This is a genomic window from Streptomyces sp. NPDC014894 (genome assembly GCF_043080985.1).
GTDB lineage: Bacteria > Actinomycetota > Actinomycetes > Streptomycetales > Streptomycetaceae > Streptomyces.
In genome coordinates this window covers 353,169-376,681 of sequence record NZ_JBIBWD010000004.1, presented here as the reverse complement: position 1 = coordinate 376,681, position 23,513 = coordinate 353,169, and the positions used below count along the sequence as shown (strand labels likewise).

General features: G+C 69.5%; 20 protein-coding genes and 1 pseudogene. 16 read left to right on the top strand and 5 right to left on the bottom strand.

The window, feature by feature from the left end; genetic code table 11:
* Positions 1–31: 31 nt before the first annotated feature.
* Positions 32–1,174 (bottom strand): DUF3344 domain-containing protein, encoded by a 1,143-nt coding sequence (locus ACF089_RS12545; protein ID WP_392025356.1) that lies wholly within the window; start codon positions 1,172–1,174, stop codon positions 32–34.
* 446 nt (positions 1,175–1,620) lie between these two features.
* Here ACF089_RS12545 and ACF089_RS12540 point away from each other — a divergent pair, with 446 nt between their 5' ends.
* The 6 genes from ACF089_RS12540 to ACF089_RS12515 all read left to right on the top strand — a co-directional run bounded on the left by ACF089_RS12540 (position 1,621) and on the right by ACF089_RS12515 (position 6,383).
* Entirely contained in the window at positions 1,621–1,914 is a 294-nt protein-coding gene (locus ACF089_RS12540; RefSeq protein ID WP_392025354.1) for a hypothetical protein, read from the top strand.
* Positions 1,915–2,229: 315 nt separating this feature from the next.
* Entirely contained in the window at positions 2,230–2,640 is a 411-nt protein-coding gene (locus ACF089_RS12535) for a rodlin (RefSeq protein ID WP_392025353.1), read from the top strand.
* 469 nt (positions 2,641–3,109) lie between these two features.
* Entirely contained in the window at positions 3,110–3,520 is a 411-nt protein-coding gene (locus ACF089_RS12530) for a rodlin (RefSeq protein WP_392025352.1), read from the top strand.
* 342 nt (positions 3,521–3,862) lie between these two features.
* Positions 3,863–4,054: a chaplin gene (locus ACF089_RS12525; protein WP_392025723.1), complete on the top strand. Its 192-nt coding sequence runs from the start codon at positions 3,863–3,865 to the stop codon at positions 4,052–4,054.
* A 598-nt stretch (positions 4,055–4,652) separates the two neighbouring features.
* On the top strand, positions 4,653–5,864 hold the full coding sequence (locus ACF089_RS12520) for a pyridoxal phosphate-dependent aminotransferase (RefSeq protein WP_392025351.1): 1,212 nt from the start codon (positions 4,653–4,655) through the stop codon (positions 5,862–5,864).
* Between the two features lie 132 nt (positions 5,865–5,996).
* Positions 5,997–6,383, top strand: coding sequence for a hypothetical protein (locus ACF089_RS12515; RefSeq protein WP_392025350.1), 387 nt, complete (start codon positions 5,997–5,999; stop codon positions 6,381–6,383).
* Between the two features lie 355 nt (positions 6,384–6,738).
* Here the strand turns inward: ACF089_RS12515 and ACF089_RS12510 are convergent, their stop codons facing one another.
* The gene (locus ACF089_RS12510) at positions 6,739–8,571 is read right to left on the bottom strand and encodes a phosphoenolpyruvate carboxykinase (GTP) (protein ID WP_392025348.1); all 1,833 of its coding nucleotides are present in this window, start codon (positions 8,569–8,571) and stop codon (positions 6,739–6,741) included.
* A 384-nt stretch (positions 8,572–8,955) separates the two neighbouring features.
* On the opposite strand from ACF089_RS12510, the gene ACF089_RS12505 reads away from it, so the two are divergent.
* The gene (locus ACF089_RS12505; RefSeq protein ID WP_392025347.1) at positions 8,956–9,630 is read left to right on the top strand and encodes a hemolysin III family protein; all 675 of its coding nucleotides are present in this window, start codon (positions 8,956–8,958) and stop codon (positions 9,628–9,630) included.
* A 248-nt stretch (positions 9,631–9,878) separates the two neighbouring features.
* Complete coding sequence (locus ACF089_RS12500; protein WP_392025345.1) at positions 9,879–10,544, top strand: TetR/AcrR family transcriptional regulator; 666 nt, start codon at positions 9,879–9,881, stop codon at positions 10,542–10,544.
* Between the two features lie 79 nt (positions 10,545–10,623).
* On the opposite strand, the gene ACF089_RS12495 is transcribed toward ACF089_RS12500, so the two are convergent.
* The gene (locus tag ACF089_RS12495) at positions 10,624–12,639 is read right to left on the bottom strand and encodes a thioredoxin domain-containing protein (protein WP_392025343.1); all 2,016 of its coding nucleotides are present in this window, start codon (positions 12,637–12,639) and stop codon (positions 10,624–10,626) included.
* Positions 12,640–13,224: 585 nt separating this feature from the next.
* On the bottom strand, positions 13,225–16,272 hold the full coding sequence (gene cas3, locus ACF089_RS12490; protein ID WP_392025341.1) for a CRISPR-associated helicase Cas3': 3,048 nt from the start codon (positions 16,270–16,272) through the stop codon (positions 13,225–13,227).
* Between the two features lie 173 nt (positions 16,273–16,445).
* Between cas3 and ACF089_RS12485 the strand changes: the two genes are divergently transcribed.
* The 6 genes and pseudogenes from ACF089_RS12485 to ACF089_RS12460 form a co-directional block, all read left to right on the top strand.
* Positions 16,446–17,909 (top strand): type I-E CRISPR-associated protein Cse1/CasA, encoded by a 1,464-nt coding sequence (locus ACF089_RS12485; RefSeq protein WP_392025339.1) that lies wholly within the window; start codon positions 16,446–16,448, stop codon positions 17,907–17,909.
* Positions 17,902–18,498 carry a type I-E CRISPR-associated protein Cse2/CasB gene (gene casB, locus ACF089_RS12480; protein WP_392025337.1) on the top strand — a complete coding sequence of 199 codons (597 nt, stop codon included), beginning with the start codon at positions 17,902–17,904 and terminating at the stop codon, positions 18,496–18,498. Before ACF089_RS12485 ends, casB begins: the two co-directional genes overlap by 8 nt.
* A 4-nt stretch (positions 18,499–18,502) precedes the next feature.
* Positions 18,503–19,858 (top strand): type I-E CRISPR-associated protein Cas7/Cse4/CasC, encoded by a 1,356-nt coding sequence (locus ACF089_RS12475; protein ID WP_392025336.1) that lies wholly within the window; start codon positions 18,503–18,505, stop codon positions 19,856–19,858.
* Positions 19,855–20,694: a type I-E CRISPR-associated protein Cas5/CasD gene (gene cas5e / locus ACF089_RS12470; RefSeq protein ID WP_392025335.1), complete on the top strand. Its 840-nt coding sequence runs from the start codon at positions 19,855–19,857 to the stop codon at positions 20,692–20,694. The genes ACF089_RS12475 and cas5e overlap by 4 nt, the downstream gene beginning before the upstream one ends.
* Positions 20,691–21,422: a type I-E CRISPR-associated protein Cas6/Cse3/CasE gene (gene cas6e / locus ACF089_RS12465; RefSeq protein ID WP_392025334.1), complete on the top strand. Its 732-nt coding sequence runs from the start codon at positions 20,691–20,693 to the stop codon at positions 21,420–21,422. Before cas5e ends, cas6e begins: the two co-directional genes overlap by 4 nt.
* A 102-nt stretch (positions 21,423–21,524) precedes the next feature.
* Positions 21,525–21,605: pseudogene (locus tag ACF089_RS12460) on the top strand (DNA-binding protein); the annotation flags it as partial.
* 733 nt (positions 21,606–22,338) lie between these two features.
* Here ACF089_RS12460 and ACF089_RS12455 read toward each other — a convergent pair.
* Positions 22,339–22,530 (bottom strand): hypothetical protein, encoded by a 192-nt coding sequence (locus ACF089_RS12455; protein ID WP_392025333.1) that lies wholly within the window; start codon positions 22,528–22,530, stop codon positions 22,339–22,341.
* A gap of 84 nt (positions 22,531–22,614) precedes the next feature.
* Between ACF089_RS12455 and ACF089_RS12450 the strand changes: the two genes are divergently transcribed.
* Both ACF089_RS12450 and ACF089_RS12445 read left to right on the top strand, forming a co-directional pair.
* Positions 22,615–22,857 carry a type II toxin-antitoxin system VapB family antitoxin gene (locus ACF089_RS12450; protein ID WP_392025331.1) on the top strand — a complete coding sequence of 81 codons (243 nt, stop codon included), beginning with the start codon at positions 22,615–22,617 and terminating at the stop codon, positions 22,855–22,857.
* Positions 22,857–23,276: a PIN domain nuclease gene (locus ACF089_RS12445; RefSeq protein WP_392025329.1), complete on the top strand. Its 420-nt coding sequence runs from the start codon at positions 22,857–22,859 to the stop codon at positions 23,274–23,276. The genes ACF089_RS12450 and ACF089_RS12445 overlap by 1 nt, the downstream gene beginning before the upstream one ends.
* Positions 23,277–23,513: the final 237 nt, after the last annotated feature.

Here is a 23,513-nt window from a genome sequence, read left to right as displayed (position 1 = left end):
TGCTGGTACGGGAGGGGCGGGGCGATGCTGGTCAGCGGCGGGTGTCGGCCTGGACGAAGAGGGCGCCGAGGCCGTAGCCGCGGCTCTCGGCGTCGAAGCGGAAGGTGAGGGCGGTGCCGCCGGCCGTCAGCGCGGGGGCGATGTCGAACACGTCGGAGTCGTAGCCGAGGGTGTTGGTGTGGGCGGGCTGCCGGGTGATCGCGGCGCCGGGTCCGGTGATGGTGGAGTTCATGACGTCGGTGGCGGGGTTGGCCGCGTCGGTGAGGGCGTACGGGGTCCCGCCGTCCGTCCGCACCGACACCGCGTCGCCCTTCTCGCCCCGGTCGCCGTCGTAGGAGACGAATCCCGCGCGGCCGCCGGCCCGGGCGGGGACACGGAGTCCGGAGAGGGTGATCTCCTGGCTCTTCCGGTCGGCGCCGAGCGATTCGAATCCGTCCCAGAGGGAGAGCTGCCGCAGCGGTTCGGTGCTGTTCTCATAGGCGACGACAAGGGTCCAGCCGCCCCAGGTTCCGACGGCCGAATTCCCCATGGCCACATTGATCTGGGCGACGGTGTAGAGGCCGGATCCGGCGCGGCGCACCAGGGGGGTGATGTCGGCGGACGCCTGAAAGGCGTCGGCGCCGCCCGCGGCCCGGTGGGCGATTCGGGTGTCGGCCAGCACTTGTTGGTATCGGCCGCCCTGTTCGGCGATGAGTACGCGTCCGTTGTCCTCGGGCGGCTTCTGTTCTCCGGCGAGGAGATTCCCGCCCCAGTAGAGCCGGGCGTAGGTCACCGTCGAGTTCTTGGGGAGGTCCAGCCGGGCGCGGCTGGAATTGTAGGTGTTGGGGTCGTCGTCCTGGTCGATGTAGTACATCTCGAAGTCGCTGTTGACTCCGTTGCCGGTTCTGGCGGATGAACAGGACGCCGTTGACGTGCTCTTCGGCACCCGGCAGGTGATCGAGGAGTTGGCGGCGCGGACCATGCCCCCGTGGTGCACGGCCTGATAGCGCTGGGTGAAGGGAATGCGTGCGGATTCCGGCTGTCCGGAGACGTCGACGGCCATGGGACCGCGAGCGGGAGCGCCCGGGGAAACAGCGGCGGAATGGGGTGCGGCCAGCATCGGCACGGCCGAGAACGCCAGCAGGAACGCCGCTCCCAGAATGCTCCGGGAGGCGAGGCCGGTCGGTTTCCGCATGACTGGCTCTCCCTGTTCGATCAACATGACAAAAACAGGAGTGCAGTTTGTCAGAAGCTAGTCGGAAAACACGTAGGACGCGCTTGTACGGCCATTTGGCGGCCGACTTCCGGCAAGGGAAGAGGACGGCGTTCCATGAACTGTCCGGCCGCCTTTCGCGCTCTCGCCGGACCGGGGCGCGGAGGGCGCGGAAATATCCCTTCGGGTGATCGGGCACATCCCCCGCGCCGAAAGCTCGTTGAGCGGCTCCCGCCGGGCGCGCCGGAGTGATGCCCCGTCATCGGCGTTCGCCCGTGCGGGCGGTGGCGTCCGGGCGTCCGGACGTTCGTGGGCTCGTCCGCCGAACAGCTGATACGAGAATCCCCGCAGGGGTTTCCCCCGTGGCGGGGTCTCGTTACCCATGTCGACGGCGGCGACGGCCGTCGCCGGAGAAAGGGACGCGAGACATGAAGTACACCAGGGTTGCCGCGATCATCGCCGGCTCGGTCGCGGCGCTCGGCGCGGCCTCTCCCGCGATGGCGGCCCCCGCCCCGGGCATGCCCCCCATGAGCCTCAACGGCGGTCTGACCCAGGCCGTCAGCCAGACGCCGCTGCTGAACGGCGGCAGCGGGGACGCCGTGAAGGACGTCGCCGACACCGCGACCGGGCTGAACCAGGTGAAGGGCGACGCCCCGCAGAACGCGCTCAAGACGGTGGGCGAGGTCACCCCGATGCTGGGCGGCGTCGAGCTGGGCAGCTGACCGCCACCGCCGGGGGCGGACGCGACGAAGGGGGTGCGGCAGTCGGTGGCCGCGCCCCCTTCCCGTACGCCCGTAAGGGTGGCATCCCCGCCGGGGCCCGGATCCGGGGACCGGGCCGGGTACACAGCGGAACGGGTGTCACGCGGCGGCGGAGAACGCTTCGAGCCGCGTCCGCGAGGCCCCCCGGTCCGGCCCATTAAACCGATGAGTCCGCCGCACGGGGCCCATTGGAGTGAACCGGCGGAACCAAACACCCCCGGCGGAGTTGCTCAGGGCGCTCCACTTGCGGGCATCCACGAGACAGAAGGACGGAACATGCTCAAGAAGGTTATGGCGACCGCCGCGGTCACCCTCTCCGTGGCGGGCGCGGGCGCGGCGATGGCACCGCAGGCTATGGCCATCGGCGACCACCAGGGCACCACCTCGGTCAGCGGCAACGACTCGATCCAGGCGTACGGCAACTCCGCCACGCACGGCGACCAGAGCCCGCAGCTCGGTCTGGTGCAGGGCTCGCTCAACAAGCCCTGCGTCGGTCTGCCGCTCAAGGCGAACGTCGGCTCGCTCATCGGCCTCATCCCGATCGCCGTCCAGGACGTCTCGGTGCTCTCGGCGCCGCAGAACCAGCAGTGCACCGAGAACTCGACGCAGGCCAAGGGCGACGAGCCGCTGTCGCACATCCTCAGCAACATCCCGGTCCTCTCGGGCAACGGCGTCGCCAACAACTGAGCCGTCGCCGCCCGCCCCCGGGCGGGCGCGGCGCGCTGATCCCACCCACGCGTACCCCGGCACCCGCTCGGTGCCGGGGTACGCGTGCTGCCGGGGCCGGCTCCCCCCGGCCGGCCCCGGCGTCCCCCGCTCCCGTCTCCGCTCCCGTCTCCGCTCCCGTCTCCGCCTCCGCCCCCGTCTCCGCCGCCGCCCGTGCCCGAGGCCCCGCCCCCGTGCCCGAGACCCGATCCGCCGGCCCGATCCGCCGGCCCTTGGAGCCCGCCCGTGGGCCCTTCCACCCGATGGCCCAAGCGCTGTTCCGGCCGGGTGGACGCGCACTCGAATGGCCCTCCGTCGACCTTCCGTACGGGCGTCCGCCGCCCGGCGGAATCCATTACGGCATTCGGGTGAACGGGCAGAACCAAACGGGGTCCAGAACGGTTGATCCGGTTGCTCCACGATCGATCGTTCACAGCGAAAAGGAACACAAGTGATCAAGAAGATTCTGGCAACCGCCGCGGTCACCGCTTCGATGGTGGGCGCAGGCGCCGCGATGGCCCCCCAGGCCATGGCCATCGGCAACGACAACGGCACCACGTCCTTCAGCGGCAACGGCTCCACGCAGGCCTACGGCAACTCCGCCACCCACGGCGACATGAGCCCGCAGATCGCTCTGGTCCAGGGCTCGCTCAACAAGCCCTGCATCGGTCTGCCCGCGAAGGCCAACGTCGGCTCGCTGATCGGCCTCATCCCGGTCGCCGTCCAGGACATCCCGATCCTCTCGGCGCCGCAGAACCAGCAGTGCACCGAGAACTCGACGCAGGCCAAGGGCGACGAGCCGCTGTCGCACATCCTCAGCAACATCCCGATCCTGTCGGGCAACGGCGCCGGCAACAGCTGAGCACCGCCGAGGACGTGAGTGTGCCCCTGAGCGCCGCGCGTTCAGGGGCACACCTCATTCAGCGCTTTTCTCCATGAATTGCAAAAAGCTACGGCAGCGTTCCGCATAGCCGTATTCCCGTTCGGTTCAATAAATCACCGTGCTGCATACGAGTGACTTTTCGAACTGACGGCCATATAACGGTTTCCTCCCGGGAACCCCCTCGTTACAAAGTCTGCGGGGGTGCCATGCACAGGGAACTGTCGACGCGGCGCGAAGGCCGTAGCCGCGTACAGCACCACCGCTGAAAGGATCAATGAAATGAAGCACAAGAAGGCTGCTGCCGTTGTCGCGGGCGTCATCATGGCGCTGGGCTCCGCCGCTCCGGCCATGGCCGACGCGGGCGCCAACGGTGCCGCCGTCGGTTCGCCCGGCGTGCTGTCCGGCAACGTGGTCCAGGTCCCCGTGCACGTGCCGGTGAATGTCTGTGGCAACTCGATCAACGTGATCGGCCTCCTGAACCCGGCCTTCGGCAACACCTGCGTCAACTCCTGACGACGGGTCGGCGGCCGGCCCCCAGCCGGCCAGAATGCTGACACACCGTCAGCATTCCATCGCCCCGGGACGCGCGAACGCGCCTCCCGGGGTTTCTTTCTGCGCCGACCCGCGAAAAGGGTCGATAAATCTCCCCGCGCGATATTCGCCCCGGTTTCCTGGATTTCTCTCCGCAGTCGAAAACCCCGACCCGCCATTTACCGTCGGACGCGCACGTTCGGCCGCATCCGACCCCGGATGAAGAAATTCTCATTTCCCCTGACGGAAGAAGTGGGCCGAGCGGCCCCGCCGGGCCCCGCGACCGCCTCCGGCGCTCCGGGGAGACCGGACGGACGCCCCTGCCGTCGTCGCCCCGGGACGGCGCTCCCCGGCCCGGCCCGTCCGGCGGATCTCTCCGCCGAGTGACGAGGGCAACACCGAATCGCCGATCCCGCCGTCATACGGCATAAACCGCAGGCGTAAGACCCGCCCGGCTATCGCATTCCAAGGACGGACGCCCCGGCCACCGCCCCGAGCACCCGGCCCGGCATTCTCGTACAAGGCCGCGAGGGGTGAAAAGAGACGGCGACCGCCGATACACGGCCGTAAGCTCACCGGCATGCAGGTGATCCAGTCGACGAAGCTCGCAAATGTCTGTTACGAGATCCGGGGCCCCGTCCTTGAGGAGGCGATGCGGCTGGAGGCGGCAGGCCATCGGATCCTCAAGCTCAATACCGGCAACCCGGCGGCGTTCGGGTTCGAGTGCCCGCCCGAGATCCTGGAGGACATCCTCCGCAATCTCGGCGGCGCGCACGGCTACGGCGACGCGAAGGGGCTGCTCTCCGCGCGGCGCGCGGTGATGCAGCACTACCAGACCCGGGGCATCGAGCTGGACGTCGAGGACGTCTATCTCGGCAACGGCGTCTCCGAGCTGATCCAGATGTCGATGCAGGCGCTGCTCGACGACGGCGACGAGGTCCTCGTACCCGCTCCGGACTATCCGCTGTGGACCGCCTCCGTATCGCTCGCCGGGGGCACCGCCGTGCACTACCGGTGCGACGAGCAGTCCGACTGGATGCCCGACCTCGCCGATGTGGAGCGGCGGATCACCGACCGCACCAAGGCGATCGTGATCATCAATCCGAACAACCCCACGGGCGCGGTCTACGACGACGAGATGCTGCGCGGGCTCACCGAGATCGCCCGCCGCCACCATCTGATCGTCTGCTCCGACGAGATCTACGACAAGATCCTCTACGACGGCGCCACCCACACTCCGACCGCCGCGATCGCGCCCGATCTGATGGTCCTCACCTTCAACGGGCTCTCCAAGAACTACCGGGTGGCGGGATACCGCTCCGGCTGGATGGCGGTCTGCGGCCCCAAGGCCCACGCCACCTCGTACATCGAGGGCCTGACCATCCTGGCCAATATGCGGCTGTGCGCGAACATGCCCTCCCAGCACGCGGTGGCCACCGCCCTCGGCGGACGGCAGTCGATCGAGGACCTCGTCCTGCCCGGCGGGCGGATCCTGGAGCAGCGGGACGTGGCGTACGACCTGCTCACCCAGATCCCCGGCGTCACCTGTGTGAAGCCCAAGGGCGCGCTCTATCTCTTCCCCCGGCTCGACCCCAAGGTCTACAAGATCAAGGACGACCGCCAGATGGTCCTCGATCTGCTGCGCAGCGAGAAGATCATGGTCGTGCACGGTACGGGGTTCAACTGGCCGGAGCCCGACCACTTCCGGATCGTGACCCTGCCGGCGGCCCAGGAACTCGCGGACGCGGTGACCCGGATCGGGACCTTCCTGGACGGCTACGGCCAGCCCTGACCGGATCCCGACCCGCCCGACCTGCGGTTGTCACGGAGCGCGGCGCTATCGGGCCACCACATCCGACTCCACTCAACTTTAGACAGAATCTAAGCTAGGATGGTCTCCTGACAGTGGCAGGAGGCCATCCCCATGTACGAGCCGATCCGCACGAAGTCCGTCCACACGATGGCCGCCGACGCCGAGTACCCCCACCGCTCGCGCGAGGAGGAGCTGGACATCCAGCTCGCCGGCCATCTCTCCGCGCTGCTGGCCGTCACCGACGAGCTGGCGCTGGCCGAGGCGGCCGAGCGCATCGCCGCCCAGATCGCCAGGCTGCGCGGCGCGCCCCCGGTCCGCCACGCGGGCCTGAGCGGCGCGGCCCCGAAGGCTCTGCACCGCCGGGCGCACGCCCTGGCCGGCCGGGCGCTGGTCGTGGCGGCCTCCCGGGCCGACACCACCGTCGCCGTCCTCGCCGCCGAGCGGATGGACGCGCACACCGCCGCCCTCGACGCCCCGCGTCTGGTCGGGGCCCACTGACGGCCCCGGTCCACGGGCCGGAGAGGCGCGTGGACCGGGGCCCCCGACGCGTCCTCGGACGGGGTTCACATTCCCCCCGGAATCCCGTCCGGGGACGCTTTCATGTCGCGGCGAGGTCCTGAGGGCCCGGACGGCTCCGGCGACCGCCCGGAAAAGAGATCCGTCCCGAAAGGGGAGCCGCCCGGAAGAGCGAGCCGCCCGGAAAAGGGGGCGGCCCCCGGAGCCTGAGGGGACTCCGGGGGCCGGGACGCGACGGACCGGGGTGACCCCACAGGTCAGGGCGACGTCGGGCGGTCCGTCGCGACGTTCTCCCGGCCGTCCCGGCGGGCGCCGGGACGGGCTCGGGGGGTGAGGGTCAGCCCAGGCGGGCGACCAGCGCGCGGTACTCGTCCCACAGCTCCTTGGGCGTGTGGTCGCCGAAGGTGTTGAGGTGCTCGGGGATCAGCGCCGCCTCCTCGCGCCAGACCTCGTTGTCGACCTTCAGCAGGAAGTCGAGGTCGGCGGCGGGCAGGTCCAGCCCGTCGGTGTCGAGCGAACCGGCGGCCGGCAGGATGCCGATCGGGGTCTCGACGCCCTCGGCCCGGCCCTCCAGCCGCTCCACGATCCACTTGAGCACACGGCTGTTCTCGCCGAAGCCGGGCCAGACGAACTTGCCCGCGTCGTTCTTGCGGAACCAGTTGACGTAGTAGATCTTCGGCAGCTTGGCGGCGTCCGCGCTCTGGCCGACCTTGATCCAGTGGGCCATGTAGTCGCCCATGTTGTAGCCGCAGAACGGCAGCATGGCGAACGGGTCGCGGCGCAGCTCGCCGACCTTGCCCTCGGCGGCGGCGGTCTTCTCGGAGGCGACGTTCGCGCCGAGGAAGACACCGTGGTTCCAGTCGAAGGACTCGGTGACCAGCGGCACCGCGGAGGCGCGGCGGCCGCCGAAGAGGATCGCCGAGATCGGCACGCCCTTGGGGTCCTCCCACTCCGGCGCGACGATCGGGCACTGCGCGGCCGGCACGGTGAAGCGGGCGTTGGGGTGGGCGGCCGGGGTCCCCGTCTCCGGGGTCCAGTCGTTGCCCTTCCAGTCCGTGAGGCGGGCCGGGGTGTCCTCGGTCATGCCCTCCCACCAGACGTCGCCGTCCTCGGTGAGCGCGACATTGGTGAAGACGGCGTTGCCCCAGAGGGTCTTCATGGCGTTGGCGTTGGTGTGCTCGCCGGTGCCGGGCGCGACGCCGAAGAAGCCGGCCTCGGGGTTGATCGCGTACAGCTGGCCGTCCTCGCCGAAACGCATCCAGGCGATGTCGTCGCCGATGGTCTCCACGGTCCAGCCGGGGACGGTGGGCTCCAGCATGGCGAGGTTGGTCTTGCCGCAGGCGGACGGGAACGCGGCCGCGACGTACTTCGCCTCGCCGGCGGGCGGGGTCAGCTTGAGGATCAGCATGTGCTCGGCGAGCCAGCCCTCGTCGCGCGCCATCACCGAGGCGATGCGGAGCGCGTAGCACTTCTTGCCGAGCAGGGCGTTGCCGCCGTAGCCGGAGCCGTACGACCAGATCTCGCGGGTCTCGGGGAAGTGCGAGATGTACTTGGTGGAGTTACAGGGCCACGGAACGTCCTCCTGGCCCTCCGCGAGCGGCGCGCCCAGGGTGTGGACGGCCTTGACGAAGAAGCCGTCCTCGCCCAGCTCGTCCAGGACCGGCTGTCCCATGCGGGTCATGGTGCGCATGGAGACCGCGACATAGGCGGAGTCGGTGATCTCGACGCCGATGGCGGAGAGCGGGGAGCCCAGCGGGCCCATGCAGAAGGGGACCACGTACATCGTCCGGCCGCGCATCGACCCGCGGAAGATGCCGCTCTCGCCGGTGAAGAGGTCCTTCATCTCCGCCGGGGCCTTCCAGTGATTGGTGGGCCCGGCGTCCCGCTCGTCCTCGGAGCAGATGAAGGTGCGGTCCTCGACGCGCGCGACGTCGGTGGGGTCGGAGGCGGCGTAGTACGAGTTGGGGCGTTTGACCGGGTCGAGCTTCGTGAACGTCCCCTTGGCGACCAGCTCCTCGCACAGCCGGTCGTACTCGGCCTCCGATCCGTCACACCAGACGACGCGGTCCGGCTGCGTGATCGCCGCGATCTCGTCGACCCACGAGATCAGCGCCTTGTGATCGGTGGGTGCAGTGGTGGGGACGGTGGAAGCCGCGATGTCGCGCGCCACGATCGCTCCTAAGTGAGGGGTGTGAGGGTTGTGCCCTTGTGCTGTTTTTCCTTGCTGCCCCGTGGGGGCCGCGACCCGGACGCTTCGCTGGCGCTCATCCGGTGCCGACCGCACTCATCTGATCATCCGTGGCCGGTGCGCATATGTCCAGAGGGTCTCTCACGTGAGCATCGCCACTCGTGTCGCGTACGGGACAGGGCCGTACGCGCCCCGGTATGACCGGATTCACCGGGCGCGCGGCCCGCTCACCGGGCCGGAACGGCGTCGGCGACCGCCCCCGAACTCGGTACGGACGCGAGGAACGGGGCGTTGACGAAGACCCGTACCGCGGCCGTGTGGAGGACACCCGTCCGTTACCTACGGTTGCGTAGGTACCATCCAGACATGACCTCAGTCGCGCCTGAAGTAACCGAGATAGAGCCGCCCCCGGTGAAGCCCAAACTGCGCGGCTGGCTGCATGCCGGCATGTTCCCCGCCGTGCTGGTCGCGGGGCTGGTGCTCACGGCGTTCGCCGGTTCCACCCGGGCCCGGGTGGCGTGCGCGATCTACGTGCTCACCGCATGTCTGCTCTTCGGGGTCAGCGCGCTCTACCACCGCGGCGACTGGGGTCCGCGCGGCGAGGCCGTGCTGCGCCGGCTCGACCACGCCAATATCTTCCTGATCATCGCGGGCACCTATACCCCGCTGACGATGCTCCTGCTCCCCGATTCCACCGCCCGGCCCCTCCTGTGGGCGGTCTGGGCGGCCGCGGCGGCGGGCATAGCCTTCCGGGTCTTCTGGGTCGGCGCGCCGCGCTGGCTGTACACGCCCTGTTACATCGCGATGGGCTGGGCGGCGGTCTTCTTCCTCCCCGACTTCCTGCGGACGGGCGGGATCGCGGTGCTCGTCTGCGTGGTCGTCGGCGGGCTGCTCTACAGCGTGGGCGGGGTGGTCTACGGGATCAAGCGCCCCAATCCCTCACCCCGCTGGTTCGGCTTCCACGAGGTGTTCCACTCCCTCACCCTGGCCGCGTTCGTCGTGCACTACGTCGGCATCTCCCTGGTGGCGTACCAGGACTGATCCCGCGCGCGCCCTCCCCTCCCCCGTACCCCGGCCGTGGCGGCCAGACCGCCACGGCCCTTCTCGTTCACGGGGGTGCGTTTCACGCGGGGGCGCGTGCCGTACGGGGTCGGGGGGCGCGTCGTGCCGGGGGGCGCGTGCCGTACGAGGTCGGAGGGTGCGTCGTGCGGGGTCGGGGGGCGCGTCGTGCGGCGCGGCCGGGGGCGCGGACCCGGCTCCTCTCCCGGCCGATGCAGGACAATGAGGCCATGGCCGCCATCACACCCGCCCCCTCCGGGACCTCCGGCGCCCCGCCGGCCGCCTCTCCCGCGGAAGCGCGCGTGCCGGGGCCGCCGACAGGGCTGCGGGAGCGCAAGAAGCTCAAGACCCGGATCGCGATCCGCCGCGCCGCCTTCCGGCTGATCGCGGCGCAGGGGTACGAGGCGACCACGGTCGAGCAGATCGCGGAGTCGGCCGACGTCTCCCCGTCCACCGTCTTCCGCTACTTCCCGGCCAAGGAGGACATCGTCCTCTCCGACGAGTCGGCCCCGGTCCTGGACGCCGGTCTGCGGGCCAGGCCGCTCGGCGAGGACCCGCTCGACTCGCTCCGGCGGGTGATCACCGCGAGCCTGGCGCACGCCCTCGCGGAGGATCGCGACGCGGTCGTCCAGCGCACCCGACTGATGGTGGAGGTCCCCGCGATCCGGGCGCGGATGACCGAGACCATGGCCCTGACCTCCGACCTCGTCGCCCGCGCCCTGGCCGACCGCACCGGGCGCGCCCCCGACGACCTGGACGTCCGGGTCTTCACCGCCGCCGTGCTCGGCACCCTGCGCGAGGTGATGCTGCACTGGGCCGACCGGGGCCACCGGGAGGACCTGGTGGAGCTGGCCGACCGGGCGCTGGGGACGCTGAGGGACGGCGTACGGCTGTAGGGGCCGCCTGCCGGCTCCCGCCCGGGCGGGCTGGGAGTCGCAGGGGCGTCAACGCGGAGGCGTCAGCGTGGGGTGGGCGTCAGCGCGGGGTGGGCGTCAGCTCCGCCGCCAGCTCCGCGCTCTCCGTGACCGGCCGGCGGCAGACGAACGCCCGGCAGACATAGGCGGCCGGCCGCCCGTCCACCAGGGCCCGGTCCCGCAGCAGCGGAAACTCGTCGCTGCCGGGGGCCCCGACCGCCACCACCGCGCCGGGCGCCGCGCCCAGCAGCGCCGTACGGTGCAGCTCGGCCGTGGCCGGGTCGCCCTCCGGTCCGGCCACCGCGATCTCCCGGGGCCCGTCCAGCAGCGCCTCCGCGACGGCGAGCCCCCACCCGATGAACCTCGGCACCTTCGGGCCGAGGGCCTTCACCACCCCGAGCGCGCGCTCGGCCGCGGTGCGATGCGCCTCGGACCCGGTGTGCGCCGCATAGGAGAGCAGCGCCCCGGCGGCGGCGGTCCAGCCGGACGGCGTGGCGTTGTCGGTCGGGTCCTGCGGGCGGCGGATGAGCCGCTCGGCGTCGTCGGCGGTGTCGTAGAGGGCGCCGCCCTCCCCCGTGAACCGGTCGATGACGATGTCCAGCAGAAAGCCCGCGAACTCCAGCCAGACGCCCTCCCCGGTGACGGCCGCGAGCGTGAGGAAGCCCTCGGCGACATCGGCGTAGTCCTCCAGGACGCCCGCGTTCGCCCCCGCCCGGCCGTCCTTCGACGTACGGGTGAGCCGGGCCGAATCGTCCAGATGCAGCCGTACGAGCAGATCGGCCGCCTCGGTCGCGCGCTCGATCAGATCGGGCCGGTCGAAGAAGGCCCCCGCCTCGGCGAGCGCGGCGACGGCGAGCCCGTTCCACGCGGCGACCACCTTGTCGTCCCGCTCGGGCCGGTGGCGCAGCTCCCGGGCGGCCAGCAGCCGTTCCCGGATCGACGCGCCGGCCTCCTCGCCGGGCAGCCGGAGGACGGACGTGCCGTGCTCGAAGGTGCCCTCGTCGGTCACCCCGTACAGCTCGGCGGCCCGGCGGCCGTCCTCCTCGCCGAGCACCTCGCGGAGCTGCTCCGGCGTCCAGGCGTAGAAGGCCCCCTCGGTCTTCGCGCCGGTCGCGTCCACGCTGTCCGCGTCCAGCGCCGAGGCGAATCCGCCCTCGGCGGTGCGCAGCTCGCGGACCATGAAGTCGGCGGTCTCCAGCGCGACCCGGCGGGCCTGTTCGGAGCCGGTGGCACGCCAGAGGTGCGCGTAGACCCGGCACAGCAGGGCGTTGTCGTAGAGCATCTTCTCGAAGTGGGGGACGATCCACTCCCGGTCCACGGCGTAGCGGGCGAATCCGCCGCCCAGCTGGTCGTAGATCCCGCCCCGGGCCATCGCCTCACAGGTGTCGGCGGCCATCTGGAGCGCCCCCTCGGCCCCGGTGCGGGCGTGGTGGCGCAGCAGGAACTCCACCGTCATCGCGGCCGGGAACTTGGGCGCGCCGCCGAACCCCCCGTACCGCTCGTCATAGTCACGCGTGAGCCCGAGCAGCGCCTGCGCCAGCTCCTCCTCGCCCGGCGTGCCCTCCCCGCCGTGCGCCAGCGACCTCCCCGCGAGATCCCGCGAAATCCTCCCGGCCACCTCGTCCACCTCGTCCCGCCGCTCTCCCCAGGCCGCGGCGACCCCTTCGAGCACCTGCCGGAACGAGGCCAGCCCGTGGCGGGGCTCCGGGGGGAAGTACGTACCGAAGTAGAACGGTTCCCCCTCGGCCGTCAGAAACACGGTCATGGGCCACCCGCCGTGCCCCGTGGCGGCCTGCACGGCCTCCATGTAGACGGCGTCGACATCGGGCCGCTCCTCGCGGTCGACCTTGACCGCGACGAAGTGCTCATTGACGTACGCGGCGGTTGTTTCGTCCTCGAAGGACTCGTGGGCCATGACGTGGCACCAGTGGCACGCCGCGTAGCCGACCGACAGCAGCACGGGTACGTCACGCCGTCGCGCTTCCTCGAAAGCCTCCGGCGTCCAGGGCCACCAGTCGACCGGATTGTCAGCGTGCTGAAGCAGGTAGGGCGAGGTCGCGCTGGCCAGCCGGTTCATGCGGTCCAGCCTCTCACAATGCCTGTCGCGACCGGCGAAACCCTCACGGGCCCTCCTCGCTTGGCCTGGTCGCACTTCTGAGCCATCACGTGGCGGGCAGCTACCGCCCCCGGAGTCGGCGTCCGCCGCCCGTCTGCCCGCAGTGTGGGAGTTCGGCCGCCACGAGCCGGCCCGGCAGCGGTGGATGCTGGCCCGCCACAGCATCAGCAAGCCCGAGAGATCGCCCGCGGTCGACGCGGAGCCGATCTTCTTCGGGATCGGCTTGGTAGACGCGGTGCCGGCGGCCTCATGGACAGACCACTCCGCCCGCTCCACCGCCTACTGCTCGTCCACGGCCGCCCGACTTCCGGCGAGGAGGTACCGAGAGGACGCTCGGCCTGGCCAGTCCGTGAGGCGCGTCTCCAACGATTCCGCCCTACCCTGTGGAAACAGCTGGAACCGGTCAGCCGCGGGGGCATACGCGTGGTTGTACCGTACTTCGATCGCACCAAGGGCCCCGCTCAGACGGGGAGAAAGGAGCCGGAAATCTCGGTATGTCCAGCCCATCCCTGCGCTGGGTAGGAGCAGGGACGGGCAGCGTACCGCTCAGGTCTTGCGAACAACGTGCAGGCCTCGTGCGGAGTCGTAGGCGATGGACCCCTGTTTCGGCCCGCCGACGCATCTGCCGCCATTGTCGAAGACGATCACATGCCTGTTCCGCAGCGCCCGGCCCTCGGAGAACGGGGGCCATTCGGAGACCGGCGAGATGCGTCTGAACCAACTGGCCGGAAGGCCGACGGTGTTGAGAAGCAAATTGCGCTGCTGGGCCCTGTGCGCCTCGATGCCTTCTTGATCGCTTTGAGCGCTGTGGTCATCGAGGTCGGCGGGGATATTGCCATCGATGTCATAGCTGTGGGATGGGCTCCCGTCGTCGGCGTAGCGGCGAAAGAGGACGATCACGCTCGTGGTGGGTTCCCCCATGCGCGACCGCGCCGCGAGTTCACGAGTGCCGTCGTTGCCCCGGCCGTGTGATTCGCCGCTCTTGAGGGCCTCGACACCGGTCGGCTCCCCGTCGAGGCCGTAAGGGTGCAGAGCGCGGACGTAGGCGGTGTTGTCCTGGTCGCCGAGATCGTCCGTCCACCGCTCGTGGGTCGCGCGGAGCAAGGAGCCGATGGGCGTCGACGGAAAGGGCCCCGGGTTGTAAGCACGCTCGATCAGAGAGGCACCGTCACACGTGGCGTCGAAGCAGGCGGTTCCGAGCTTCCATTCCGGGTTCGGTTCGTCCGCGTGGAGTGGGCATGACGACGGGGCGGCGACGAGGCCGTGGAGGAGGTACCAGGACATCGCCAACGCGTAGGGCGCATACACATGGGCGTCCTTGTTGCCTGGAGCCGCCGGGGTGCCCGGGGCGCCATCGACGGGGACCCGCACGAGGGGGAGACCGTCCGGACCGGGCAGATGGAGGACGGACATCCGCGCATCGCGCATTGAGGCCGGGCGACCTGCCTGGTTATGGGCGTGACGGTGAAGACGCCCTCGGCGCTGGATGAGCAGATCGACGGGGGCCAGGTCGGTGTAGAGGCGGTCGAAGTCCAGGTCCAGGGACTGTTCCAGCAACTGTGTGGCGATGACGAGAAGGCGCTGTGGTCGGGCGGGGTTGCGCTCGCTGCGGTCCTTGCCCGGCCCCAGCGTTTCCCGCAGCGATACCTCCCGGACGAGGCGGTTGCGGGGCAGCATCTGCCCGTGCAGGAGAACGATCTCCTCGCGTCGCCAGCCGTACTTCGCGGCCAGCGCGAGCGCCTCGGTCCAGAGGTCGTGGGCGGAGTCGACCCGGTTGCGGATCACCGCGGTGATCCCTCCGCCTGTGGCCTCGCGGAGAATGAGGTCGGCAAGTTCGGCGGGGCCTGGGTCGGGGACGAGTTCCACACGGGTGTGCTGTGCTGCGGGCTCCTCGTCCGGTCGCACGCAGGTGACCCGCCCATCCTCGTCGACCAGGGTGACGGGCCCGTCCGTCCGGAGTGCACGTGGCTGGGTGCGGTGGCCGCGGCACCAGGCGTCGACAAGAGCCTGCCGGGTGACGGTGGGCAACGTGGCGGAGAGCACCACCACCGAGGCTCCGGCGTCGGCGAGCCAGGAGATCGCCGCCTCCAGCAGCCGCTCCTGGAACAGTTCGTACGCGTGAGCCTCGTCGATGATCACCGTCTTGTTGGCCAGGCCGAAGATCCGCAGAAACCAATGCCGCGACGCCTGGGCGGCCAAGGTGATCTGGTCCACGGTCCCGATGCCGAACGGGGAGAGCAAGCCGCGACATCTGCGGAGGTACCACGGGTCGAGGACCGGCCGTCCGCACGTCTCCGAATCCTGCGCGCAGGACAGGGTGTCCTCGATGAACGGCAGGGTGTCGGCGACGTGTTCGTGGCCGTCCGAGCCCCTCCGTTCTCCGGCGTCGAGCAATTGGTGAACGGTCGGGGACGCTTCCGCCGCGTCGTGGACGATCGCCAGGTTGGCGTCCGCAGGAGTTCCGAAGGCGTGGGTGAGAAAGGAGATGTACTCGGCAGCGGCCTGGTCGGTCGCTGAGCGGGTGGGCATCGCGACGTACAACCCGTGATAGCCGTTGACGCGAGCGAGATGGTGGGCGTACCAGAGGGCGAGGCTGGTCTTTCCCGACCCGGTGGCGCCTTCCACGATGACCAGTGCGGGACCGCCGGCGGGCGCGGCCTTCATGGCAGTCGCCTGGAAAGGACGCGGTCGCGGGGTTTCGGGGAAAAGCCCTGTCCACTGCGGAGGCCCGGGGCCCCAGGAGTGCAGGCGCAGTTTCCGCACAGCGGCGTCCGCGTCCTTCCGCGACGCGTTCCACCACTGCTCGACGGGCTGGACGGGAAGCCGGTAATGGAAAAGCGTCTCGTCGGAGGCGATCCAGTCGGCCATGACGACCAGACCGGCGAACAGGGGGAGGCTCACGGGACGTTCGAGGCAGGTTTGCGCCGGCAGGCGCTCCAGATCGACACCGAACAGGCGCGCGAGGGTGTCGATCATGTGCCGGTAGTAAGGATCCCAGTCGTCAGCCCGGGCCGCACGCGCCGCCCGGTGGACGGTGTCGAGGTGGGGGATATGGCCGTGATGGCCGCCCAGCAGCAACGCCACGGTGTGGAGCCCGGGAAAGGTGGGCCGTCCCGCACCTCCGCAGTGCCCGCACCGGCAGCCGAGCAGACGCGGCAGGTGATGGGCGGTGACGTTCTGATGTCCAGCCCAGGGGGTCGACACCGACTCCGCCGGAAGCGGCAGCCCCGCCCGGCGCGCCTTCGCACGCCAGGCCCTCCCCTCCTGTCGCAGTTGCCCGCGATCCCACCTGCTCGCGCCGAACCGGACGAGGAAGCAGGCGGACGCCTTGCCCAGGTCGTGCAGTGCGGCGTAGAACATCGCGTTCTGCCGGGCCACCGCCTCCTCCCCGGCCCCCAGAGCCACGGTCAGCCGGTGGCGTACCGGTCGTGCCAGATGGTTGTCCCACAACTCCCCTGTAATGGCACCGACATCGAGCATGTGCGCGAGCAGCGGGTTCCAACTGGCCCCACCACGCGCGCCGCTGACACCGTGGCGATCTGTTTTGCCCCAGATCAGCGCCCACTCGGGACCGACTTCCCGAGAATCCCTCATCCGTTCACCCCGCTGCTGCTAGCGTCCGACTCATGCGCTCCGCCCAACCCACAAGGACATACCGAGGTTTAGAAAATTCGTCTGATCCGGCATGGCGGTGGGATCCACGCACACAAGCGTGCCAGCCGGCACTGACACTGGATGAAACCTCCGGCAGGACCGCGGTCCGGTCGATGAGCTTGGTAGAGCTCCTGCGCAACGCGGACCGGATCCCCGCGTTGGCGGGCTCGACCCATGGCGAGAACGTCGCCGTCTTCGAGTACCTGACGGCGATCCTCTACGCGTCGGAGCACGTCCCCGCATCGCCCGGGGAGTGGCGCCGCTGGGTCGAGGACCGGGAATCACTGGAACCGGCGGCAGACTGGCTGGCCGGTGAGTCAGACGACCGCTGGGATCTCTTCCACCCTGACCGGCCGCTGGGTCAGAACGCGCAACTTGCACCGTTCCTGGACGAGTACGGGGTAGGTCACGCGCAAATCGTCATCGAACGCGCAGGCGACTACAACCAGTTCTTCGACAAGTCCCATCTGCACGACCCTGATCCGATGCGGCCGGACATCGCGTTCAGGGCGATGCTCACCCAGCACACCTACGGCCTCGGTGGCCGGGCGATGGCCAAGGCGAACTGGTTGGGACCGCAGTTGACCTACCAGGCCGTCGCGCGGCTCGGCAGCCGCATCCGCGTGATCGCAATGGGCCAGACGTTGGGCGATACGCTCCGGCTGAATCTCGTTCCCGGCAGGGACCGGCGACCGACCTTCAATTACTCGTGGACGGACGGGCGGCGGCCCCGGCGCACCTTCCGCTCCGGCAAGGAGCCCCGACTCCCCGACGGCCGGGCGGACCTGCACTCCTTCCTCGGACGGTCAGTCCTGTTGCGCCCCGTCCTCGTCGACGGCCGGGTGATGGTCGACCGGGTGCTCCTGGCAGCAGGAGAGCTGCTCGCCCCGCTGCCCCCGACCTACCTGCAGGACGCGGCGCTGACGCGGACGACGAGTTACGAGGGGCCTCTGCGCCCGAACGCCGACCGGGCCATCTGGCAAGAGGCGCACGCGCTCTACGCGGCGGCCGCCGACCGGACCAAGGGGGCCGACCTGTACGACCGCCTCGCCGACCTGCCCGACAGGACGGTGAACCTCTGGGCGGTCGGGCTCATCTCCCGGAAGTCCGCCGCCAGCAGATGGGTGTCGGACGCATTCCCCTACACACCGGGCCTGCGGGTCGACCTGAAGTGGGCGTCCGACGAAGGATCGGCGATCTGCGAGTACGCGGCGAAGGCGCTGTGGGCGGCAGCGGCGACTGCTCGCGAGGCGGCGTACCCGAGCGCCAAGCCTAAAGACCGAGCCTCGCAGATTGCCCGGTTCAACGGGGCACGGGACATGTGGGCCGGAGCCGCCGCTTCCTTCCATGCCCTGCTCGACTCCGTGAATGCCGGCCGGTGCCCCGACGCGGGACCGCTCGAAACGTTCGCACGGGAGATCAGAGCGTCGACGCGCGAGGCACTGCGCTCCCGCCTGGCCTCGCTGCCTCCCGGCGAGCGCGGAATGCGGGCACGGATCCTCTCCGAGGCAAAGCTCAAGACCATGCTGACGGCTGCGAAGTGCCCCGACCATCTCAGGGGAGACCCCGATGACTGATGCCCTGCCCCCGGAGCTGCAGGCCCTCATCGACGAGGGTTCCGACAGCGCGGCCATGACGTCCGAGGGCCCGCCCCCTGTGGAGCGCCCTTCGTCCGAGCGGCTCAGCCGCTATCTGTGCCGCCTGGTGTGGACGCACGACGCCGGTGCGCTCGCCGATCTGAGGCGACCGGAAGCCCTGACCGAGCCGCGGCTGATCGCCGCGAACTACGCCGCGGAGGAGGAGCAACGGCTCGTCTACGAGAAGGTGGCGTTCCTGTTCGCGCGCTTCCACGCCGGCCGGAGCAGACCGCTTCCGGGCTCTGGCTCCATGGGCGGCTCACTCCGCCGTATCGGCGGTCCGGGCGGCCGGGGCCCCAAGGACTCCGGGGCGACCCGTCTTCTCGACAGGCTGGTGGCCTCGCACGAGCTTCCCCTGCGGCACCTTCAGCACGCGATCGAGCGCGCCCGCGCCTGCGACGTGACACCCCCGTCCTGGGCGCGGCTGGCGGACGACCTCACAGAGTGGCGGTCGCCCGGCAGGTCGATCGCCTACGACTGGGCCCGCGACTTCTACACCCCCGTTTACCCTTCGAAGAGGAACGACTGACGACGTGACGATCATCCGCAGCAACGCCGTGTACGAACAGCTCGGTTGCCACCAGTTCCTCTCCCTCCACGCACTCGAAAGCCTGGTGGCAGTGCTGCCGGTCCGCGACGAGAACGGAATGGCGAAGATCATCCCGTTTGGTGGCGAGACACGGAATCTGATCACGTCGCAGGCACGGCGGCGGGCGGAACGGACGCTCGGCCGCGACCGTGCGAACGCGGGCGAGGGAGCGCTGGCCGGCTACACGATGGGCATGCGCACCCGCGAGTGGGCGCTTCTCGCCGCGGACGCACTTTGCGCCCTGGGCTGGGAGCGGGCCGAGGCCCTGCCGACCGCCAAGGCCGTCCTGGAAGGCGTGGGGCTCAAGTTCGGGGACAAGGAGCGCACCCGCGACCTGACCAAGGTGCTGGTCTTCGCTCCCGAGGACGCCGGAAAGAAGCTGGGCGCTTCCATCGACGACAAGCGCGACGTCGTAGCCGGGTGGATCAAGGAGTTCCAAGCGGCACGTGAGGCGGCGAACAGCGGCTCCCGAGGCAAGAATCGAAGGGCTGCGGAGACAGAGACGACGGCCGACGGCGAGGAGGGCGCGAGCGAGTCGCGCATCCCTCCTCTGCCGAGGGAGGTACGAGCCGGGGTGCTCACGGCGCTCGCCCCCAGGGACGCCATCGACATCGCGCTGTACGGGCGCTTCCTTGCCGAGATCGCGGACTCGCCGAACGTGGACGGCGCTGTGATGACCGGGCCCGCCTTCACCGTGCACAGGGCCAACCAGATCGACGACTTCTACAGCGCCGCAGACGATGCCAAGATCCGGCGTAAAGCGAACGCCCTGGACTTCCTCGACGCGGCGGACGACGCGGGCGCGGGGATGACCGGCTACCAGTCCCTGATCTCGGGGACGTTCTACCGGCACGCCGCGCTGGACCGGGTGCAGCTGCGGAGCAACCTGGCGGCCGGCGGGATGCCGCCCGAGGAAGTGGACAAGGCCGCCCGCGCGGCGGAGCGCCAGTTCGTCGAGGCCTTCGTCGACGCCATGCCCCACGCGAAGAAGAACACCACGGCCTCCACGGGCTCCCTGCCCAAGCTGGTCCTCGCCTTCGAGGGGGCGCGTCCGTTCAACTACTCCGCGGCCTTCGAGTCGCCGATCGACGAGCGAGCGGGTGGCGGAGTCGCTCTTGCGGCCGCCCGCAGGCTCCTCGCACAGCACCGTCTGGTCACGCGTAAACGCTCCGACATCGACGGGGGACGTGTCCTCACCTACGACCTGGACATCCAAGAGCTGCTGACCGAGCTCGCAGGCCAGGACGGGGCGCTCGTCGCCACCGAGGCGGGTTCCGTCGAGGAAATGACCGCCCCGTGAGCCCATACGTACTCCTGGCCCGATTGGCCGGCCCTCTCCAGTCCTGGGGACTGAGCTCGCGGTTCGACCAGCGGGACACACACCCCAGGCCGACCAAGTCTGGCTTCGTCGGTCTGCTCGCCGCCGCCGCAGGTTTCAGCCGGGAGGATCCGATCACTCCGCTCGACGAACTGCGGTTCGCAGTGCGTGCCGACCGACCCGGCACACCGGTGGAGGACTACCACACCGTCGGCGGTGGACGGTATCCTCTTCGCCCCCGTGACCTGATCACCGATCATCGGCTGAGCCGGACGACGGCTCCCCTCTTTGACGGCGTGTCCGGCCGGGCGTTCGGTGTCATGCCCAGCCCCTCCGTCGGCGGCTGGTACGGGGCGCCCAAAGGCATCGCCCCCGATCCGAACAGTGGTCAGCTCCTAGCCCGCACCGGGCAGCGCAATCCGATCATCACCAACCGCTCCTACCTCGCAGATGCCCAGTTCGTCGTGGCTGTCGAACACGAGGACAAGCAAATGCTGGACGAGTTGGCCGTGGCTCTTGAACAGCCTCGGCGTTTCCTGTGGCTCGGGCGGAAATCCTGCCCGCCCGCAGGAGAGATCTCCGGCGGGGTGTACCCCGGATGCATCGAGGAGGTCCTCGCTGCCGCCCGCCTGCTTCCGCGGGCCACCTCCGAACAGCCCTGGACCTGGGTCGAGGTGGCGCCGGGCACTACTGGCGCCTCCAGCATCAACGACCAGCCGGTCAGCTTTCACCCCACCCACCGCAGCTACGCACCCCGCTGGGAACGGCGCGTGTGCATCGAACCGGGTCAGTCCATCGGATGGGAGCACCTGCTGTGACCACAGCCTCCACCACCGTCGCGCGCTTCGTGGCCTGCCACAGCGTCCTCCACCTCGACGCCCGTCATGTTCTGGCGCAGAAGGCCATTCTCGACCCGCACATCATGCATCGCCTCGTGATGTCGGGATTCAACGGATGGATCACGCCGGGCGAGCACGATTCGCGGGCCCAGATGGGCATCCTGCACGCCTGGACACTGGACCTGCGGAACAACAGGCTGGTCCTTATCGTCCAGTCCCGCGTCCAGTCGGACTGGTCGTTCATCCCCCGAGCGGCCCTGACCGACGGCATCACCACCCTGCCGATCGACATGACGGTCCGCACCGGAGAGACATACGCCTTCCGGATCGTGGTGAACCCCACGCGCCAGCGTGGGGCGCGCGAGCACGATCACGCGCCCCGCAAGCGGCTGTCGGACACGACCCCCGGTCATGTCCGACAGTGGTTCGCCGATCGTCTCCAGGCCGACGGCGAGGAACGCGTAGGTCCTCTCGGTGTCCGTCGCATCGGGGCGCACGGGGTGACGGACAGCATGGCCGTGCGCATGCTGCCCAAGCTGAGCCTGGCAGCCAAGCACCAGGGTGCCAGGATCGGCCGCGCGGAGCTGAAGGGAGAGCTGACCGTCACCGACCCGGAGACCTTCGTCGAGGCCCTTGCCAACGGCGTCGGCCGGGCCCGCTCCTACGGTGCGGGACTGCTCCTGGTTCGTTCCCCGGGCGGTAGTTGACCGGGCAAGATCTGCCGGATTACGGCCGGGGCGCGGCGCTCGGAACGGGGTTCGCCAAGAGGACTCTGCACCGAGGTCCCACCTGGGCCGCCGTGATCCGGCCTCCGCGTCCCGGCTCCCGTGATCGTTCTGACCTCCGAGCGCGACGACTGGTCGAAGCTCTGCGGGAAACACGTGATCATCTGGGAATCCATAGCTATGGCGCGGCACACCGAAGCCGACGCCCCCTTTTCGCAGGCGGTCGTTCCGGCCCACGCCGTTTCCTACGACCACCATCAGCTCGACGTACTGCCCCAGCTCGCTCAGTTCGGCTTCGTCTTGGTGAGAGACGAGACCAATGTCGTCGCCGGAATCGTCACCTCCAACGACGCCGCCGCTGCCTACGGCGCTCTGGCGACGCCGTTCTCCCTGATCTGCGAGTTGGACCAGCGACTGCGCGGGGTGATCTCCGACACCGTCGACCAGGCGGACGCCGTCGCGCTTTGCGATCCGGATGGCGGCGGGGGCATCGTGTCGTTCGACGACATGTCGTTCGGGGACTACCAGCGGATCCTGGAGAACCCTTCCCTGTGGGAGAAGCTGGGGTGGCCGCTCGACCGCAAGATCTTCGTGAAGCGGCTCGACGAGTTGCGGAAGATCCGCAACGAGCTCATGCACTTCAACTCGGATGGCATCGAAGAAGAGGATGTGCGGAAGATTCGTCGCATGATCGCCGTGCTGCGGAAGTACGGAGACTGAAGGATATCGGCGCGGGTGTGTCGAAGCCTGTACCCATATCGAGTCCGCACCTGTTGCGGCTTGGAATGTGGAGTCGAGCAGGCCAGTATCTGGCGGCGTCCTGCCCTGCCCTGCCCTGCATCGCCGTGAGCTCCCCGGCCCTGTGGACGAGCTCGGCAGTCGGCATCTTGCCCTCAACCTAGGGCCTCAGGGCGAGATCGAGTCCACCATTGCTCAAGAACTCGGCGTCCTCGCGCACGGGCTCGACGATCGCGAAGCCTGCGGGATCGCCGTGCGCCAAAGCGTTCCGGACGCGGCCACTTCTTCGCCCCAACACAGCACCTTCAGCGGCGTAGAACTCGATCAGGGCGGGATATCTCAGCGTGGTCACCCACTACAGAAGAGCACCAAACGATATCACTACTCAAGGGAAGGTGATATCGTTTAGCGTATCTGATCACCCACGGAGGCCAGTATGGCAAGGACAGTGATCGACCTCGACGAGACCATGGTCGCCGAGGCCATGCGCATCTTCGGCACCAAGACAAAAGCCCAAGCCGTGCGGCTCGCCATGGAAGACGCCGTCAAACGGCACCTGCGGCAGGAGGGCTTCGAGGCCATGGACGCCGGCGACTTCGACTTCAGTGAGATCATCGAGAGCACCGGCCCTCGCAATGCAGATGGGACCCTCAAGCGCGACGGCGGTCGGGCCGCCTGATGCAGGACCGCTTCCTTATCGACAAATCAGCTCTAGCACGCTGGACGAAGCCCGGCGTGAAAGAGGTGCTGAAGCCTCTCCACGAGCGCTACCTGCTTGCAGTCTGCCAACCCACCGAGTACGAGATGATCCACTCGGCCCGGGATATCGCCGAGGCAACGCGAATCAGCACCTGGCTCCATGCCTTCGACTACCTGTCCAGTGACGACGACATCTTCGCCCGCGCACTGGAGGTGCAGCGTCACGCTCTCAACGCGGGCTTCCACCGGGCATTGTCACTCCCCGACCTTCTCATCGCCGCCACAGCGGAAATGAACCGGCTGACCGTCCTCCACTACGACGGAGACTTCGACATGATCGCCTCCCTCACCAGCCAACCCACCGAGTGGGTCGTGCCACCAGGCAGCGCCGACCGCTGAGCGGTGCTGAGAGCGCTATTGAGCCACCGACTCCTGCGGGGAACCTGCCGACCCGGCATCGGCGATCGTGTCCGTGACGAAGCCCCGGACTCCGGTCCGGCACCTTCCGCAGCCTCGCCGATACCGCACCCGGCAAGCGAAACACCTATGCTCCGTGCCGGGAGCGAGACATCCGGCCGGCCCGGGGAGGGCACTGAGATGGATACGCGCAGCGGGCCGTCGGTGCGGCGGTGTCTT